The sequence below is a fragment of the Streptomyces sp. MMG1533 genome (assembly GCF_001279775.1).
Taxonomy (GTDB): Bacteria; Actinomycetota; Actinomycetes; order Streptomycetales; family Streptomycetaceae; genus Streptomyces.
The window spans coordinates 42,289-58,180 of the sequence record NZ_LGDG01000222.1 but is presented as its reverse complement, the minus strand read 5'-3'; the positions used below and the strand labels follow the sequence as shown (position 1 = coordinate 58,180).

The 15,892-nt window shown below is 68.4% G+C and carries 15 protein-coding genes and 1 tRNA gene; 8 read left to right on the top strand and 8 right to left on the bottom strand.

Annotated elements, in window-relative coordinates:
* Positions 1–32: 32 nt before the first annotated feature.
* Complete coding sequence (locus ADK57_RS25295) at positions 33–1,061, bottom strand: MraY family glycosyltransferase (protein ID WP_053751851.1); 1,029 nt, start codon at positions 1,059–1,061, stop codon at positions 33–35.
* Between the two features lie 252 nt (positions 1,062–1,313).
* Between ADK57_RS25295 and ADK57_RS25290 the strand changes: the two genes are divergently transcribed.
* Positions 1,314–3,605, top strand: coding sequence for a (Fe-S)-binding protein (locus ADK57_RS25290; RefSeq protein WP_053751850.1), 2,292 nt, complete (start codon positions 1,314–1,316; stop codon positions 3,603–3,605).
* 84 nt (positions 3,606–3,689) lie between these two features.
* Here the strand turns inward: ADK57_RS25290 and ADK57_RS50035 are convergent, their stop codons facing one another.
* A complete protein-coding gene (locus ADK57_RS50035; RefSeq protein WP_053751849.1) occupies positions 3,690–4,778 on the bottom strand; it encodes a hypothetical protein in 1,089 nt (362 codons plus the stop codon).
* A 121-nt stretch (positions 4,779–4,899) separates the two neighbouring features.
* Here ADK57_RS50035 and ADK57_RS25280 point away from each other — a divergent pair, with 121 nt between their 5' ends.
* Positions 4,900–5,886 carry a YIP1 family protein gene (locus tag ADK57_RS25280; RefSeq protein ID WP_078973326.1) on the top strand — a complete coding sequence of 329 codons (987 nt, stop codon included), beginning with the start codon at positions 4,900–4,902 and terminating at the stop codon, positions 5,884–5,886.
* Positions 5,887–6,250: 364 nt separating this feature from the next.
* On the opposite strand, the gene ADK57_RS25275 is transcribed toward ADK57_RS25280, so the two are convergent.
* Positions 6,251–6,760, bottom strand: coding sequence for a phosphoribosyltransferase (locus ADK57_RS25275; RefSeq protein ID WP_053751847.1), 510 nt, complete (start codon positions 6,758–6,760; stop codon positions 6,251–6,253).
* Between the two features lie 17 nt (positions 6,761–6,777).
* Complete coding sequence (gene dcd, locus ADK57_RS25270; protein WP_053751846.1) at positions 6,778–7,353, bottom strand: dCTP deaminase; 576 nt, start codon at positions 7,351–7,353, stop codon at positions 6,778–6,780.
* 521 nt (positions 7,354–7,874) lie between these two features.
* Between dcd and ADK57_RS25265 the strand changes: the two genes are divergently transcribed.
* A tRNA-Gly gene (locus ADK57_RS25265) sits at positions 7,875–7,948 on the top strand.
* 488 nt (positions 7,949–8,436) lie between these two features.
* Positions 8,437–8,955, top strand: coding sequence for a DUF3761 domain-containing protein (locus ADK57_RS25260; RefSeq protein WP_053751845.1), 519 nt, complete (start codon positions 8,437–8,439; stop codon positions 8,953–8,955).
* Between the two features lie 260 nt (positions 8,956–9,215).
* On the opposite strand, the gene ADK57_RS50590 is transcribed toward ADK57_RS25260, so the two are convergent.
* The 4 genes from ADK57_RS50590 to ADK57_RS25240 all read right to left on the bottom strand — a co-directional run bounded on the left by ADK57_RS50590 (position 9,216) and on the right by ADK57_RS25240 (position 10,952).
* A complete protein-coding gene (locus ADK57_RS50590; protein ID WP_053751844.1) occupies positions 9,216–9,446 on the bottom strand; it encodes a hypothetical protein in 231 nt (76 codons plus the stop codon).
* A gap of 36 nt (positions 9,447–9,482) precedes the next feature.
* Positions 9,483–10,361 (bottom strand): alpha/beta fold hydrolase, encoded by an 879-nt coding sequence (locus ADK57_RS25250; RefSeq protein ID WP_053751843.1) that lies wholly within the window; start codon positions 10,359–10,361, stop codon positions 9,483–9,485.
* Between the two features lie 130 nt (positions 10,362–10,491).
* Positions 10,492–10,725 (bottom strand): hypothetical protein, encoded by a 234-nt coding sequence (locus tag ADK57_RS25245; RefSeq protein WP_053751842.1) that lies wholly within the window; start codon positions 10,723–10,725, stop codon positions 10,492–10,494.
* Positions 10,707–10,952 carry a hypothetical protein gene (locus ADK57_RS25240; protein ID WP_053751841.1) on the bottom strand — a complete coding sequence of 82 codons (246 nt, stop codon included), beginning with the start codon at positions 10,950–10,952 and terminating at the stop codon, positions 10,707–10,709. The genes ADK57_RS25245 and ADK57_RS25240 overlap by 19 nt, the downstream gene beginning before the upstream one ends.
* 277 nt (positions 10,953–11,229) lie before the next feature.
* On the opposite strand from ADK57_RS25240, the gene ADK57_RS25235 reads away from it, so the two are divergent.
* The 4 genes from ADK57_RS25235 (at position 11,230) to ADK57_RS25220 (ending at position 15,877) form a co-directional block, all read left to right on the top strand.
* Complete coding sequence (locus tag ADK57_RS25235; protein ID WP_053751840.1) at positions 11,230–12,729, top strand: MFS transporter; 1,500 nt, start codon at positions 11,230–11,232, stop codon at positions 12,727–12,729.
* A 305-nt stretch (positions 12,730–13,034) separates the two neighbouring features.
* A complete protein-coding gene (locus ADK57_RS25230) occupies positions 13,035–13,604 on the top strand; it encodes a TetR/AcrR family transcriptional regulator (protein ID WP_053751839.1) in 570 nt (189 codons plus the stop codon).
* Positions 13,605–13,907: 303 nt separating this feature from the next.
* Entirely contained in the window at positions 13,908–15,032 is a 1,125-nt protein-coding gene (locus ADK57_RS25225; protein ID WP_053751838.1) for a 4Fe-4S binding protein, read from the top strand.
* Positions 15,033–15,307: 275 nt separating this feature from the next.
* Positions 15,308–15,877 carry a TetR/AcrR family transcriptional regulator gene (locus tag ADK57_RS25220; RefSeq protein WP_053751837.1) on the top strand — a complete coding sequence of 190 codons (570 nt, stop codon included), beginning with the start codon at positions 15,308–15,310 and terminating at the stop codon, positions 15,875–15,877.
* Positions 15,878–15,892: the final 15 nt, after the last annotated feature.

The window sequence follows — 15,892 nt, the reverse complement described above, 5'->3', positions numbered from 1 at the left end:
GTCAACAGACCTGAGTCACAGGGACTCAACTCTTATCCGTTCCTTACACGCAACCGGGCTCCGACCTGCGGAGATTCCATCCGCCGAGGGCTTCGAGGGACGTAGACCCTGATCCGCAACAGAGCGAGTACGACGACCAGGGCGCCCGCCGCCACCCAGAACACCCAGGACCGCGCGACCCATCCCAGATGCGCGAGGACCGCGACGAGTACCCCGAAGGACGCTCCCGCACCGAGCAGAACCGTCACGCCCTGAGGAGTGAGCCCGAGCCGCCGCAGCCGGTGCGCCAGGTGATCCGGGCCGCCGCGCAGCAGGGGCCGTCCGGCCAGCCGGCGCGAGAGCAGGACGAGGACGACGTCCACGCCCGCGAGGGCCGTCAGCGCGAACAACACCCCCGCACTGGACGCCGGTTCGTGCCCGGTCCGGGTGGTCAGGGCCGCCGAGGCGAGCACGAACCCGGTGAACAGGGACCCCGAGGAACCGAGCCCCACGCGCGCGGGATGCCAGTTGTGCATCAGGAACCCGGTCAGCGCGGCGGCCAGCACACTCAGCAACGCGGCCAGCCCGTCCATCACCTCGGCCGCCGCCAGGACGCCCACCCCGAAGGCGGTCACCACCCCGACGGTGCCCGCCAGCGCGTCCGCGTGGTCGAGCGCCCGGAAACCGACGGCCACGAAGACGATCCAGCCGGCCGCCAGCAGCCCGCCCGGCACCCCGGTCTGGGCGTACGGCACCACACAGGCCGCCGCGACGGCCGTACCGCCCACCAGGAACCGCGCCTTGACCCGCCGCACGTCGGCGACCAGCCCCAGCGCGGCGACGGCGGCCCCGGCGATCAGCAACTCGTCGATGCCGTCCGCGAGCGGCGCGAACCCGGTCCACTGCCCGGCAACGGCGACCAGGCAGGTGACCAGCACGACGGCCACCCCGCCGAGCAGCGGGAGCGGGCGCTGTCGGCGCCGGTCGAGGACGCCGAGGCGCAGCGCCGGGGCCCGCACGAGCGCGGTGAGGACGGCGGTGAGGAGGAGGGCGGTGGTGGCGGCGGCGATCCCGTAGAGCACGGATCCAAGCTAAGCCGAATGTCATGATTTGTTATGAATGGCGAGATCGGCTCGGCGCGCCGCGCGACCCGGCCGCCACGGAGTTACTGAGGTCTGCCTCAGTAGCACAGATCACCGCTCGGCTGACTACAGTGCGGCACAGGATTGCGGGTAGTCTCAGAGGACTGCATAAGTTACCGCTTAGTAATCTCGAGGACGCCCCTTCGCGGACCGCCTCGACGAAACCCCCTCGCAGGCCCGAGGAGCCCCCAAATGCAACTCGCCGCGATCATCGTGTCGCTGGTCCTGACCGTGGTCGGCGTCGCGCTGCTCGCACGCGCCATCGGCCAGTTCGTCCGGTACTTCAAACTCGGCCAGCCCGCGCCCGCCGGTGCCCGGACCGACAACCCCTACCAGCGCAGTGTGACGCTGGTGAAGGAGTTCCTCGGCCACACCCGGATGAACCGGTGGGGCATCGTCGGCATCGCCCACTGGTTCGTGGCGATCGGCTTCCTGACGCTGCCGCCGACGATCATCACCGCGTACGGCCAGCTCTTCGAGGCCGACTGGACACTGCCGGTCATCGGCGGCTTCCTGCCGTACGAGCTGTACATCGAGTTCATCAGCGCGATGACGACCCTCGGCATCCTCACGCTGATGGTCATCCGCCTGCTGAACCTGCCGTCGCGGCCCGGCCGCAAGTCCCGGTTCGCGGGCTCGAAGATGGGCCAGGCGTACTTCGTCGAGTACGTCATCCTCACCATCGGTCTCGCGATCTACGTGCTGCGCGGTCTTGAGGGCGCGCTGCACCACGTGGACCACTACGAGGCCGCGTACTTCGCCTCGTACCCCCTGATCCTCGCGTTCAAGGGCCTGAGCCTCACCGCGCTGCAGAACCTCGTCTACTTCACCGCGATGATCAAGCTGGGCACCACCATGATCTGGATGATCACGGTGAGCCTGAACACCAACATGGGTGTGGCCTGGCACCGCTTCCTCGCGTTCCCGAACATCTGGTTCAAGCGCAACGCGGACGGTTCCACCGCCCTGGGCGGCCTGCTGCCGATGACGTCCGGCGGCAAGCCGATCGACTTCACCGACCCGGGCGACGACGACGTCTTCGGCGTCTCCCAGGTCGAGCAGTTCTCCTGGAAGGGCCTGCTGGACTTCTCCACCTGCACCGAGTGCGGGCGTTGCCAGTCGCAGTGCCCGGCCTGGAACACCGGCAAGCCGCTCTCCCCGAAGCTGCTGATCATGTCCCTGCGGGACCACGCCCACGCCAAGGCGCCCTACCTGCTCGCGGGTGGCGGCAAGACCATGGAGGGCGACGAGAAGGCGTCGGCCGAGCAGCTCGCCGACGTGCCCGCCTCCGCACTCGCCGAGGCCGAGCGTCCCCTCATCGGCACCGCCGAGGAGAACGGCGTCATCGACCCGGACGTCCTGTGGTCCTGCACCACCTGCGGCGCCTGCGTCGAGCAGTGCCCGGTGGACATCGAGCACGTCGACCACATCGTCGACATGCGTCGCTACCAGGTGATGATCGAGTCCGCGTTCCCGTCCGAGGCGGGCACGATGCTCAAGAACCTGGAGAAGAAGGGCAACCCCTGGGGCCTGGCCAAGAAGCAGCGCCTGGAGTGGCTGAAGGAAGTCGACTTCGAGGTGCCGGTCGTCGGCAAGGACATCGAGGACCTGACCGAGGTCGAGTACCTGTACTGGGTCGGCTGCGCGGGCGCGCTGGAAGACCGCGCCAAGAAGACGACGAAGGCCTTCGCGGAACTCCTCCACATGGCGGGCGTCAAGTTCGCGATCATGGGCGGCGACGAGAAGTGCACCGGTGACTCCGCCCGCCGCCTCGGCAACGAGCCCCTCTTCCAGGAGCTCGGCATGGAGAACGTCTCCGCGCTGAACATGGCGTTCGGCGAGGAGATGGACGACGAGGGCAACTTCACCGCGGAGTCGAAGAAGCCGAAGTCCGCGAAGAAGATCGTCGCGACCTGCCCGCACTGCCTCAACACCCTCGGCAACGAGTACCCGCAGCTCGGCGGCGACTACGAGGTCATCCACCACACCCAGCTGCTCCAGCACCTGGTGGACGAGGGCAAGCTGGTCCCGGTGACGCCGGTCGAGGGCATCATCACGTACCACGACCCCTGCTACCTGGGCCGCCACAACAAGATCTACACGCCCCCGCGCGAGATCATCGCCAACGTCCCCGGCCTCCGGAACGAGGAGATGCACCGCCACAAGGAGCGCGGCTTCTGCTGTGGCGCCGGTGGCGCGCGGATGTGGATGGAGGAGCGGATCGGCAAGCGCATCAACAACGAGCGCGTCGACGAGGCTCTCTCCCTCAACCCGGACATCGTGTCCACGGCCTGCCCGTTCTGCCTCGTCATGCTGACCGACTCGGTCAACGGCAAGAAGAACGACGGCAAGGCCAAGGAGTCCATCCAGGTCGTCGACGTCGCCCAGCTGCTCCTGGAGTCCGTCAGGACGCCGGTGGACGACGAGCCCCCGGCGGGCACCTCCGAGTCGGAGAACGAGCCGGAGCCGCAGCCGGTGAAGTAGCCGGTGAAGTCGCCGGTCCCGCAGGTGCGTTGACGCGCCCCCATGTCCTGACCGGGCATGGGGGCGTCGTCGTACGCGCGACCGTCAGCCCAGGCTGCGGACGGACGTGAAGACGTACACCAGGAAGACGAGGAAGAAACCGCCCCCGGCGAAGAGCAGTTCCACGACCTGCGGCTGCTCCCCCAGCAGCAGCGGACGCCACCCCAGGTACACGGCCGCGGCCAGTGCGGCGCGGATCGTCTGGGCCGGTGGCGACCAGGCCAGTTCCTGGAGGTCGTCGGCATCGGCAATCAGCGTGAAGACGGGCGTCAGAACGCCGCCGAAGACCACCGCGAGGAGGATGAAGGCGAAGAGCATCGCGCCGCCCAACTCGCTGTCCGGGAACGCCTTCCAGCGCCCCGCGGCGATCGTCGGCAGGTCCTTGCCCTCGTGGACGTAACCGCCGAGCCGCGTCGCGGACCGGGCCCACAGGACATCGACCTCGGTCCCCTCCCGGGGCTTCTCGGAGGTGTACGCGCCCTTCACGGTGAGCCGCTCGGGCCCTCCGGCCACGGACACGACGAGCCGCGACGAATAGCCCTGTACGACGTCCTCGTCGTCCACGTCCGCCCTGACCGCCGCCGGCTCCTCCACGACCGTCGCGGCGCTGACCTCGGCGCCGGCGTCCCGCAGCGTCTCGGCCCTGCCTCCGGCGTCCGACCCTGTCAGCAGCGCGACGAAGAACGCGCCCGAGGAGAACGCCACGAGCAGCCATACGGCGGCGGTGCGGAGCTTGGTCCAGATCTCGTAGCCGCGGAAGGAGAGTTCGTGGGCGTCCTCCCAGTCGCCCCAGTCACCCCAGTCGCCCCGGCGGGACCACTGGTACCACCGGTACCGGCGGTACCGGCGGTCCCGGCGGTCCCGGCGGTCCGAGTACCGCTCCTTGCTCAGCGAGACCCGGTCCCGGCCCCGACGCCTCCGACGCCACCAGGTCACCGCAGCGGGCACCCGCAGCGCCCACAACGCCAGCGCCCGCACCACCGCACACCCCGCCGCGACGGCACCCCACACCAACGGGCCGTTCCACGGGTGGGGCGTGGGCGCGACGCCGAGCAGCCACGTACACGCGACCGCCGTCGCCACCCACCCGACCAGCGCGCAGAGCCGTACGACCCAGACCAGCACAGAGCCCATGAGCGCCACCTCCCCCGACTCCCCGACTCCCCGACTCCCCGACTCGAACAGCCGCATCATCACGCGTCAGCCGTCACAGGAAAACCCGAACCCTGAGGCACCCCCAGCCTCCCCTTAGGGGATGTCACAGCTCGGCAGCAAAGCCGGGCCCGGAACGCCGGGCCCCGCACGTCACTCTCCGAGACCAGGTACGTTCGAAGACGTGGCTGGATTCAGGATCGGACGCGGCCGGGACAACGGCGCTCCTCAAGCGCGACCGCAACAACCTCCGTACGGGCAGCAGACGCCCCCGGGACAGTCGTACGGCTCGCCCCAGGGGCCGCCGCCGTACGGCTACCCGCCGGCGCCGCAGCCCCACCCGGGGCAGCAGTACGGCGGCGCCAACCAGGCGGGGGGCTACGACGAGCCGGAGTACTTCGGCGACGGCGGCGCATACCCGCCGCAGGGCGCCCCGGACCCGTACGCCGCCAACAACCCTGGGCACACCCAGGCGTTCTCGGTCGGCGAGGACCCCTACAACCAGGGCGGGACCTACCGCGCCGGCTCGGCCCCCGCGGGCCCGGTCGGCCCTCGCCTGCACTGGAAGGACCTGCTGAGGGGCATCGTCCTGTCCCCCAACCCGACCTTCCTCCAGATGCGCGACTACACGGTGTGGGGCCCGGCCCTCGTCGTGTCCTTCCTCTACGGCCTGCTCGCGGTCTTCGGCTTCGACGGCGCCCGCGAGGAAGCGATCAACGCCACACTGTCGAACGCGGTCCCGATCGTCCTGATCACCGCCGTCGCGATGGTGCTGAGCTCCTTCGTCCTGGGCGTGGTCACCCACACCCTGGCCCGCCAGCTCGGCGGCGACGGCGCCTGGCAGCCCACGGTCGGCCTCTCCATGCTGATCATGTCCCTCACGGACGCCCCCCGCCTCGTCGTCGCCATGTTCTTCGGCGGTAACGCCTCCTTCGTCCAGCTCCTCGGCTGGGCCACCTGGGTCGCGGCCGGCGCCCTGCTGACCCTGATGGTGTCCAAGTCCCACGACCTGCCCTGGCCGAAGGCCCTCGGCGCGTCGGCGATCCAGCTGATCGCACTGCTGTCGATCGTGAAGCTGGGCACGTTCTGAGATTTCACAGACGTACGAAAGGGGCTCCCCGCGCGCTGCGGGGAGCCCCTTCCACTGCGTTCGTCGGGCGGCCCGAACCTGTTACCTCTACCTCTTGAAGGAACCCTTGGACCGTTCTTTCGCGCCCCGCATCATGCCTCGTGCTTCGAGAGCGGCACCTTTGGCTGCGAGGGTTTCCTTGTGCACCGCGTGCGCGGCCTTCCGCACGGTCTTTCCGACGACCTGTTCGGTCTTTGCCTTGGCTCTTTCTCCGGCACTCATCTCGGTACCTCCGCGGAGTCTCACTGGCCGTGTGCCCTTGGGACAGGGGGCAAAACCGCCCTGCGGGATGCGCCGACCCTGGACGGGGGAGCGCCTTGGCAGGTCAGACCGCTTCCTTGTTCTCCCGGGGTGCCTCTCCCGACCTGTGTACCGGAGGCAAAACACTCCACGGGAAGTTGATCCACTCATCGGTCCGCTTCCACACGTACTCGCACTTCACCAGCGACTGCGTCTTCTCGTAGATGACGGCGCTGCGCACCTCGGCGACGGTGTCGATACAGAAGTCACGCACCAGCTTGAGCGTCTTGCCGGTGTCGGCGACGTCGTCGGTTATGAGTACCTTCTTGGAGGAGAAGTCGATGGCGTTGGGGACGGGCGCGAGCATGACGGGCATGTCGAGGGTCGTCCCCACCCCGGTGTAGAACTCGACGTTCACGAGATGGATGTTCTTGCAGTCGAGGGCGTAGGCGAGCCCGCCGGCGACGAACACCCCGCCGCGGGCGATGGAGAGCACGATGTCGGGCTCGTACCCGTCGTCGGCGATGGTCTGCGCGAGATCACGCACTGCGGTGCCGAACGCCTCGTAGGTCAGATTCTCCCGGACGCCGCTCACGCCACTCGTCTGCGCGCTCACACCTGCGTCCGATGGAAGTTGAGGAAGGACCGGGAGGCGGTCGGTCCGCGCTGCCCCTGGTACCGGGACCCGTACCGCTCGCTCCCGTAGGGGAACTCGGCGGGCGAGCTGAGCCGGAACATGCACAGCTGCCCGATCTTCATGCCCGGCCAGAGCTTGATCGGGAGGGTGGCGAGGTTGGACAGCTCGAGGGTCACGTGCCCGGAGAACCCGGGGTCGATGAACCCCGCGGTGGAGTGGGTGACGAGGCCGAGCCGCCCGAGGGAGCTCTTGCCCTCGAGTCGCGAAGCAAGATCGTCGGGGAGGCTGACGCCCTCGTACGTACTGGCGAGGACGAACTCGCCGGGATGCAGAATGAACGGCTCATCGCCCTCCGGCTCGACGAGCCGCGTCAGGTCCGCCTGCTCGATGGAGGGGTCGATGTGGGGGTACCGGTGGTTCTCGAACACCCGGAAGTACCGATCAAGGCGTACGTCGATGCTGGACGGTTGCACCATGGATTCGTCGAAGGGATCGATCCGTACCCGCCCGGCGTCGATCTCGGCCCGGATGTCCTTGTCTGAGAGAAGCACGCCCCGAGGATACGCAAGACGCGCGGACCGACCACAACCGGACGGCCCGCGCGTCAGTGCTGCTCTCTGTTACGACTACTGCATCTACTGCTTCTGCTTCTCCAACGCCACCGGCACCACACTGCGGAGCCGGGCACACCGAGGACACCGGACGAGCCGTCCGGGACCGAGCCGCTCGGCCTGCTGCATCGGGAACGAAGCGGTGCTGAACACGTGCCCATCGGCACAACGGACGACGGTGCGCTCCATCAAGTCCAAGAGTCCCTTCCCCAAGAGCCGCGTCGGGCTGCTGCTTGCCAGACGACAAATGCCACGTTACGGGATCAAAGAGACGACTCTCCAGGCGGCACTCCGACCCACCCGGCCCCTCTCCCACGTCTCCACCGTACGCCCCAACTCCGGCCCCCCGCAGCCCCGTCACACCCCCGAAACGCACTGCGGCCCCACGGCTTCAGCGCCAGGGGCCGGGCATGAGGTAAAGTGACCGTGCGTTCCGACACCGGTCCCAACCGGCGTCTTTCGCGGGTGTAGTTTAATGGTAGAACATCAGCTTCCCAAGCTGAGAGCGCGAGTTCGATTCTCGTCACCCGCTCCATGATGAAACCCCAGGTCATCGGCCTGGGGTTTGTTTGTTGTCTAGTCCAATTTGAGGGTTGCGTGCCCTCTACGTGCCCTAAGTCGGGGTCGAGCAGCCATCTCCAGGGTCTCCGGGCATCACTTTGCACCACCCAGCCCTCGTTCGTCTCAAATGGAGACGCATTTAATGTGACCCGCGCCGCAGGTCGAGCAAATGGCGACCAAGTCGCTTACGCAAAGGGCCGGTTGCGCGGCGCCGGTGTCGCCGGGTGGTTCACAATGCCCGGCATGCCCACCAGGTACGACCGTTCCCGAAGGCGCCGAACGGCAGCGCGCTGTGGTCGCCCCACGAAGAAGGGGACGCCATGCAAGCTCCCACAGGAGATCGGGAAGGGCTGCCGACACCATGCCACTGGAGCAGAGCGCGAAGCCGCCGCAGAGGAGGCGAGGGCTCGGGCCGAGAGAGCAAGACAGCAGGCGGAACGGGAGCGACGGGCCATCCTTACTGTGGTCGCCCTCGTCACCGTGGCCGTGTTCGCCGGCCTCGGTGTCGGCATCTGGAGCGGATGGAAGGACGATGAGCACGAGTCCATGTGCCGGCCACACCGGACCCAGGCACTGGCCCTGAGCGACAAGGCCCGCGCCGTGCGGATTCCCATGGTGTTCGCCGGCGATCCGAACATCAGCATCCTGCAGCTCGGGGCCGAGTTCCCCGAAGACCTGGGAAGCCTCGACGCCATCTCCGCGACCGGGCTGGACATATCCAGGGCGTACTCCGAGAAGCGGGCCTTGGCCGGGCAGGCAGCACGTGTTGTTCTCGATCACCGAGAGTGCTTCGGGGACGATTTCGCCGCCGCTGCCTCCCGGATAGAACGGGCGCCCACCGAAGTCAGGCGGGTCGAGATGCCGTCGCCTGCTCACTGCGCCGACGGATGGCCGTCCACTTCAATCGGCCGACGAGGTGCGTGCTCACACCACGGCGGTATGGTTCCGGCTCAGCCTTGGGCGACGCTGTTCTTCGGCTGATCATGTACGGCAAGTCCCGCACCAGAATCTCCAAGCGCGCAACACGCCGACCGCGACCTTACGCAGGCACCAGGTCTCCCAGCACCTCACGAAGAGCAGTGCCTGCGACCGGTTCCCGGACTGCGCCTGCTGCGAGTCGGCGACGAGTGGGATCTCGTACGAACGTCTGCGGAGGTCGGTCTTCTGACCTTGGCCCACCTGCGCGCCATCGGCGCCTCGATCGGCCCGGTGCTCTACGACGGCCCCAACGAACGCCTCTGCTACGCGATCCAGACCGGTACCGCCGACCGCTGGGACGACCTTCCAGGTTGCTCGCCCATCGCGGGAGCGAGCGGCGCGAAGAAGGCGTGGGGGTCGGTCGCCTCGTAGGTCACGGTCCGCCCGAGCCGGGTGCTGAACGCCTCGGCCAGGTCCTCTCCGCTGATGGCCGGGTACTGTCCGACGGAGACCACACCGGTGACGTCCGCGACCCGGTCCCGGTCACGCACCACACCCGAACGGGGGTGGCCACGGCGCTCTCGGGACGGTCAGGCCACCGCGTTCAGCAGGTCGGCCAGCACATCAGGCCGTTCCAGGGCGATGAAGTGGCCGGCCTTCGGCACCTGCGTGAACTCGGCGGCGGGCAGCAGCTTCTTGTTGGCCTCCCGGTCCGAGGGCCGGGACCAGTCCTTCTCCCCGTAGACGAGGTGGACGGGCGCCTTGACCTCGGGGTAGCGCGAGCGGGCCGCGATGAGGCTGGGCAGGGCCTGGTACACGGCCCGGGCGACGGTCGGGTAGCCGGGGCGGCTGCCCACCTGGAGGAGTTCGTCCATGTAGTCCTCGCGCAGCGCGCTCTTGTCGCCGAGGCCGCCTTGAAGGATCGTGCGGAGGGCGGGCTTGGGCTCGACCCCGGCGATCACGGGGCCCACGCCGGGCGCGAGGACACCGCTGACCACTACACGGGCGAGAAGACTTGAGCGGGCGATTCCGCCGCGGAAGTCGTACGTGTTGACCGCGGCGACGCGTCGTACCCGCTCCGGGAGATCGGCCGCGGCGGTCAGGGCGAGCACCGCGCCCATGGACTCCCCGACCAACGTCACGTCATTCAGGTCGAGTTCGGTCAGCAGCCGCTCGACGCCCGCACGCATCGCGGGCTCGTCGTACGACGCCCCGGGCACGATCTCGGAGTAGCCCATCCCCGGCAGGTCGAGGGCGTACACGGTGTACCGGTCCGCGATCAGCGGGATGAGGTGGCGGAAGTGCTCGGCCTGGGTGCGCACGGTGTGCAGCAGGACCAGGGGGGCGCCGGTGCCCGCCTTGAGATAGCGCAGCGTTCCCTCGCGGCCGACAGATCCCGCGCGCGGGGCGATGGTGTGGCTGGTGGTCCCCGGAATGCGAATCGTGGGACGTGACTCTTGGCTGGGCATCTCGCCGACTCCTTGTGTCTGAGGGGATTACCAAAACGGTCATGACTCTCACCGGAGAATGAGAAACCGATCGGTATCCACTAAGGTAAACCGATCGGTTTCCAGGCGCAAGCCCGGCAGGCCCCCGACTTCACCGGGGCGTTCCGTACCCGTGGATGCCTGGGATGACGAGCTCTCCGCCTACCTGTCCTGCCTGGTCGATGTCGGCGTCGTCCAAGCCCAGTTGGAGCTTGAGGTCGAGCTTCCCGACCGTGTCGTAGAGCCACTCCGGGACGGTGTCGGGCGCGAGGTGGAGGCGGAGGACCGGAGGCAAGGGGACGCCTTCGAGGCCGGAGAGGGTGCCCGTCAGGCTCTCGACGCACATGGTGATGCGATCGCTCGCAGCGCGGATCGACGCACATGGCGATGCGATCGCCTCGCAGCGCGGATGTCGAGCCGGGCCCTCCGCGGATGTGCCGGGATCTGCGGGCCGACGGGCACGGCCATCTTCAGGTCGCGGATCGTGATGGCCGCCACGGAGAACCCGAGCGCCCGCTTGGGCCCGGCGGCCGGGTCCACGGTCACCACGCCGCCGGAGACGAGGTCGCGCATTCGAGGCGGTTTCCCTTCATGGTCAAGAGGTCGGCAAGACCGGTGGTCGCGGCGGTCGCGCTCGGTCTTGAAGGTGCGACACAAGGCGTCGACACCGAACGACCAGGGGCCGGCCGAGGCAGCGCCGTCGGCCTACGCGGACTTCACCCCTGTCGGGTCACTCCCAGGCCGGATGCGACACGTTCACTTGCACCGAGGAAACCGATCTGTTTTCCTAGGTGGAAACCGATCGGTTTCCGACCGAGGGTCGGCCCATGCCCAGCGACTGAGGAGAAAAGTGAGTACCACCTTCGACCGCGGAGCGCCCGCTTCCGGGAAAACAGACTCGGGCCGCCGCGGCTCACATGCCGTGCGCTGGTGGGTGCTCGTCGTGCTGGGCGTGGCACAGCTCATGGTCACGCTCGATGCGACCGTCGTGAACATCGCCCTGCCCGAAGCGCAACATGACCTCGGTTTCAGTGACGGCAGCCGGCAGTGGGTCATCACTGGGTACGCCTTGGCGTTCGGCAGCCTGTTGCTGCTCGGGGGCCGACTCGGTGACCTGTTCGGTCGACGTACGACCTTCGTGACCGGCCTGATCGGTTTCGCGGCCGCATCCGTCGTCGGCGGCGCGGCCGGCAGCTTCGACATACTCGTCGCGGCACGTGTGGCCCAGGGACTGTTCGCCGCACTGCTCGCGCCCGCGGCGCTCTCGCTGCTCAGCGTGACCTTCACCGACCCGGCCGAAAGGCCGAAAGCCTTCGGCATCTTCAGTGCGTTGTCCGGTGCGGGTGCCGCGGTCGGACTCCTGCTCGGCGGCATGCTCACCGAATGGGCGTCGTGGCGTTGGGTGATGTACGTGAACGTCATTTTCGCGGGCGTCGCACTGGTCGGCGCGTTGCTGTTGCTGGCCAAGCCCGTGGTCACCGAACGACCCAAGATCGACATTCCTGGCACCGTCGTGGTGAGCGCCGCGCTGTTCGGCATCGTCTACGGGTTCGCGCACGTCGAATCCACCAGCTGGACCGACCCGGTCGCCCTCGGCTCCATGATCAGCGGCGTGGTGCTGCTCGCGGCATTCGCCTGGCTGGAGCTCAGGGTCGCGCATCCGCTGCTGCCGCTGCGAGTCGTGCTGGACCGGACCCGAGGTGGTTCGTTCCTGGCCGTGTTCGTCCTGGGCATGGGGATGTTCTCGATCTTCCTGTTCCTGACCTACTACCTGGAGGCCAGCATCGGCTACTCGCCGATCGAGGCCGGTCTGTCCTTCCTGCCGATGGTCGGGGGCATCGTCGCCTCGTCGACCACGGTGCCTTCGCTACTGTTGCCCAAGGTCGGCCCGAAGGTCGTGGTCAGCGCCGGCTTCCTGGTCTCCGCGTCCGGCATGGCCCTGCTGACCCGGCTCACGCTGGACAGCGGCTACATCGCCGACATCATGCCGGGCATGATCCTGTTGGGTCTCGGTATCGGTGCGGTGATGACCACCTCGTTCCAGGGTGCGACCGCAGGCGTGCACCACGAGGACGCGGGCGTCGCCTCGGCACTGATCAACACCAGCCAGCAGGTGGGCGGCTCGATCAGCACGGCGCTGCTGACCACCGTTGCCTCATCGGCCGCGACCGACTACCTCTCCTCGCACAAGCCGGGCGCACTGACCATGGCCCAGGCCGGGGTCGAGAGCTACACGGCCACCCTGGCATGGGGCGCCGGGATCTTCGTGGTCGGCGCGGTGCTCACGGCGTTCCTGATGCCGAATTCAGCTCTGGCGCCGTCGGAGGGCGAGCCTGTGATCGCCCACTGAGTCCGAATCCACCGTGGTGAGAAATGTCCTGCGCTGATTGGTGCCCTCCAGGCACACATCAGCGCAGGACAGGGGCATCTCCGAGACGGTCCCGCGCGTTCCGTCCTCAGCAAACCCATCATCGCCGGTCGAGGGCACGCACGATGGGGGCCGAGCTTCCGAGGCCGGCGAGACACACCGGCCATTCTGGAGACCACGGCGGCGGCGCCGAACCGACTCAACCGTGGGCGGCGCCGTAGCGCACCCCGGCCAGCATCGTAAACCGATCGGTTTCCCATGGGCCGGAATCGAGTTAACCTCGCAATATGACCACCGAAGCAATGCCGAGCTCCCGAGAGCGACTGCTGGAGGCAGCGGCCACGCTCACCTACCGAGACGGCGTCAACATCGGCGTCGACACGCTGTGCAAGGCGGCGGGGGTGTCCAAGCGCTCCATGTACAAGCTGTTCGAGAGCAAAGGCGAACTGCTGGCGGCGAGCCTGGAGGAACGCGCCTCCGCCTATGTGACGGCACTCCTTCCCGCGACGGACGACAACCGTCCGCCCCGCGAGCGGATCCTGCATGTCTTCGAACAGGCGGAGGCGCAGGCGGGTGCACCCGACTTCCAGGGCTGCCGGTACCTCGTCGTACAGATCGAGCTCAAGGACCCGAGCCACCCGGCGAGCCGGGTGGCCCATCGGGTCAAGGAGAACCTCACAACCTTCTTCCGCACCGAGGCCGAACAGGGCGGGGCGAGCGACCCGGACCTGCTGGCCCGGCAGCTGATCCTGGTCTTCGACGGCGCCAGCGCCCGTGCGGGAATCAAAGCCGACACGCAGGCCGGGCTCGTCGCCCCCACCGTGGCCGCCCTGCTCGATGCGGCGGACATGCGCTGACGCATCGCGTGACGAACAGCTGCGGCGAGCGATGCGCTCGGCTGGTCGCAGCCGCCCCCCGGCGGCCGAGCAACTCCCATGGGGTCCCCCCACGCCCGTTGCCGGCCGAGGGCCTGACTCGCGGGCTGAGCCCTGATCGCCTGACGATCGATCGCCGACGCCCGCGAGGAACCTGATCGACAGTCCGCAGGAGAGGCTCGCCGCTTGGGCTTGCGCGCGAAAACCGATCGGTTTACGGTGGTGAAACTGATCGGTTTCTCGCCCGTGGTGGCGAGGCTTGTACCCGCACCCCCAGGAGCACGGATGACTGCCGCGCGTGACACCGAGGGGCAACCCACTCATCCCCCGCTTCCGGCGAAGCTGGCGGCCCACCCGTCGGTACGGGCCGTACTCGCCCGGCGCAGGACCAGTGACGTGGGCCGCCCGCCCGCGGTGATCGACGCGGCCTGGCTGCGCGAGCTGTGCCTGGCGGCCGGGGCGGACGACGTCGCCGCGGTCAGCCTGGACCACCCGGACCTGGCCGGCGAGCGCGAGCACGCGCTGTCCGCGTTGCCCGGCACCCGCACCCTGATCGCGATGGCGGTCCGGATGAACCGCGACAACTGCCGCTCCCCCGCCCGCAGCGTGGCCAACCAGGAGTTCCACCAGACCGACGAACAGGCCAACCACGCCGCCCGCAGCGTCACCCGAGCACTCCAGGACGCCGGCTACCGCGCACTCAATCCGTCCGTCGGCTTCCCCCAGGAGATGGACCGCTTCCCCAGCGAACGGATCTGGGTGGTGGCGCACAAGACAGTCGCGGTGGCCGCCGGGCTCGGCGTGATGGGCCTGCACCGCAACGTCATCCACCCGAAGTTCGGCAGCTTCGTCCTCCTGGTCACCGTCCTGGTGGACGCGGAGGTGAGCGAGTACGGGCAGGCGCTGAACTACAGCCCCTGCATCGACTGCAAGTTGTGCGTCGCCGCCTGCCCGGTCGGCGCCATCGCCAAGGACGGCGCCTTCGACGCGCTGGCCTGCACCACCCACAACTACCGCGAGTTCATGAGCGGGTTCACCGACTGGGCGCAGACCGTGGCCGACAGCGAGGACGCCGCCGACTACCGATCCCGGGTCACCGACTCCGAGAGCGCCTCCATGTGGCAGAGCCTGAGCTCTCCGCCCGGCTACAAGTCCGGCTACTGCCTCGCCGTCTGCCCCGCCGGCGAGGACGTCCTGGGCCCGTACCTGGACGACCGCAAGAACTTCATGGACACCGTCCTGCGACCGCTCCAGGACAAGAAGGAAACCCTGTACGTCCTGCCGGACTCCCACGCACAGGAGTACGCCCGGCGCCGCTTCCCCCACAAGCCCGTCAAGGAAGTCACCGGTGGCTGGCAGCCCCCGGCGAGGCGCCCCGCGTCCACCGACCGAGAGACCCGTACGTCATGAGCGGCACTCACCCCTTTTACGACCACCAGGGCCTGCACCGCATCCCGGCGGAGACGAAGCCGGAGAAGACCGCCGTACGGGCATGACGGCAGGTCACCCAAGACGGGCCATTACTCGAAGTGGCCCCGGTGTGCGTCGTCCTGACGGGGACGGCAGGCGCGCACACCATCATGGCTCGGCGACGGCCCTTCCCCCGGGCCGTCGCCGAGCCCTCGCCGGAGACCTCCGGAAACCGATCGGTTTTCATTTCGTCCACTCCGGGTTAACCTCACGGCATGAGCACCGAAGTGAAACTGAGCCCCAGGGAGCGCCTGCTGGAGGCGGCGGCCACGCTCACCTACCGAGACGGCGTCAACATCGGCGTCGAGGCGCTGTGCAAGGCGGCGGGGGTGTCGAAGCGCTCCATGTATCAGCTGTTCGAGAGCAAGGACGAACTCCTGGCAGTGAGCCTGAAGGAGCGCGCCTCCGCCTACGTGGCGACTCTCCTGCCTGCGATGGACGACGGCCGGTCACCCCGCGAGCGGATCCTGCACGTTTTCGAGCAGGTGGAATCGCAGGCAGGAGCGCCCGAGTTCCGAGGCTGTCGGTATCTGGCCGTGCAGGTCGAGCTCAAGGACCAGAGTCACCCGGCGAGCCGCGTGGCCCACCAAGTCAAGGCGAATCTGACGGCCTTCTTCCGCGCCGAGGCCGAGCAGGGCGGGGCGGGCGATCCGGATCTACTGGCCCGGCAGCTCAGCCTGGTCTTCGACGGCGCGAGCGCCCGCGCGGGGATTCAGGCCGACAACCTGACCGGGCTCGTCGCGCCCACCGTGACGACCCTGCTCGACGCGGCAGGTGTGCACTGACGCATCGCCGCCCAG

What these genes read in the sequence shown, in the direction of transcription:
- ADK57_RS25225 (WP_053751838.1), top strand. Translation starts at nt 13,908, where the DNA reads ATGACTGCCGCGCGTGACACCGAGGGGCAACCCACTCATCCCCCGCTT.
- ADK57_RS25240 (WP_053751841.1), bottom strand. Translation starts at nt 10,952, where the DNA reads ATGCGCGACCTCGTCTCCGGCGGCGTGGTGACCGTGGACCCGGCCGCC.
- ADK57_RS25250 (WP_053751843.1), bottom strand. Translation starts at nt 10,361, where the DNA reads ATGCCCAGCCAAGAGTCACGTCCCACGATTCGCATTCCGGGGACCACC.
- ADK57_RS25290 (WP_053751850.1), top strand. Translation starts at nt 1,314, where the DNA reads ATGCAACTCGCCGCGATCATCGTGTCGCTGGTCCTGACCGTGGTCGGC.
- ADK57_RS25220 (WP_053751837.1), top strand. Translation starts at nt 15,308, where the DNA reads ATGAGCACCGAAGTGAAACTGAGCCCCAGGGAGCGCCTGCTGGAGGCG.
- ADK57_RS25245 (WP_053751842.1), bottom strand. Translation starts at nt 10,725, where the DNA reads ATGTGCGTCGAGAGCCTGACGGGCACCCTCTCCGGCCTCGAAGGCGTC.
- ADK57_RS50035 (WP_053751849.1), bottom strand. Translation starts at nt 4,778, where the DNA reads ATGGGCTCTGTGCTGGTCTGGGTCGTACGGCTCTGCGCGCTGGTCGGG.
- ADK57_RS25230 (WP_053751839.1), top strand. Translation starts at nt 13,035, where the DNA reads ATGACCACCGAAGCAATGCCGAGCTCCCGAGAGCGACTGCTGGAGGCA.
- ADK57_RS25280 (WP_078973326.1), top strand. Translation starts at nt 4,900, where the DNA reads ATGTCACAGCTCGGCAGCAAAGCCGGGCCCGGAACGCCGGGCCCCGCA.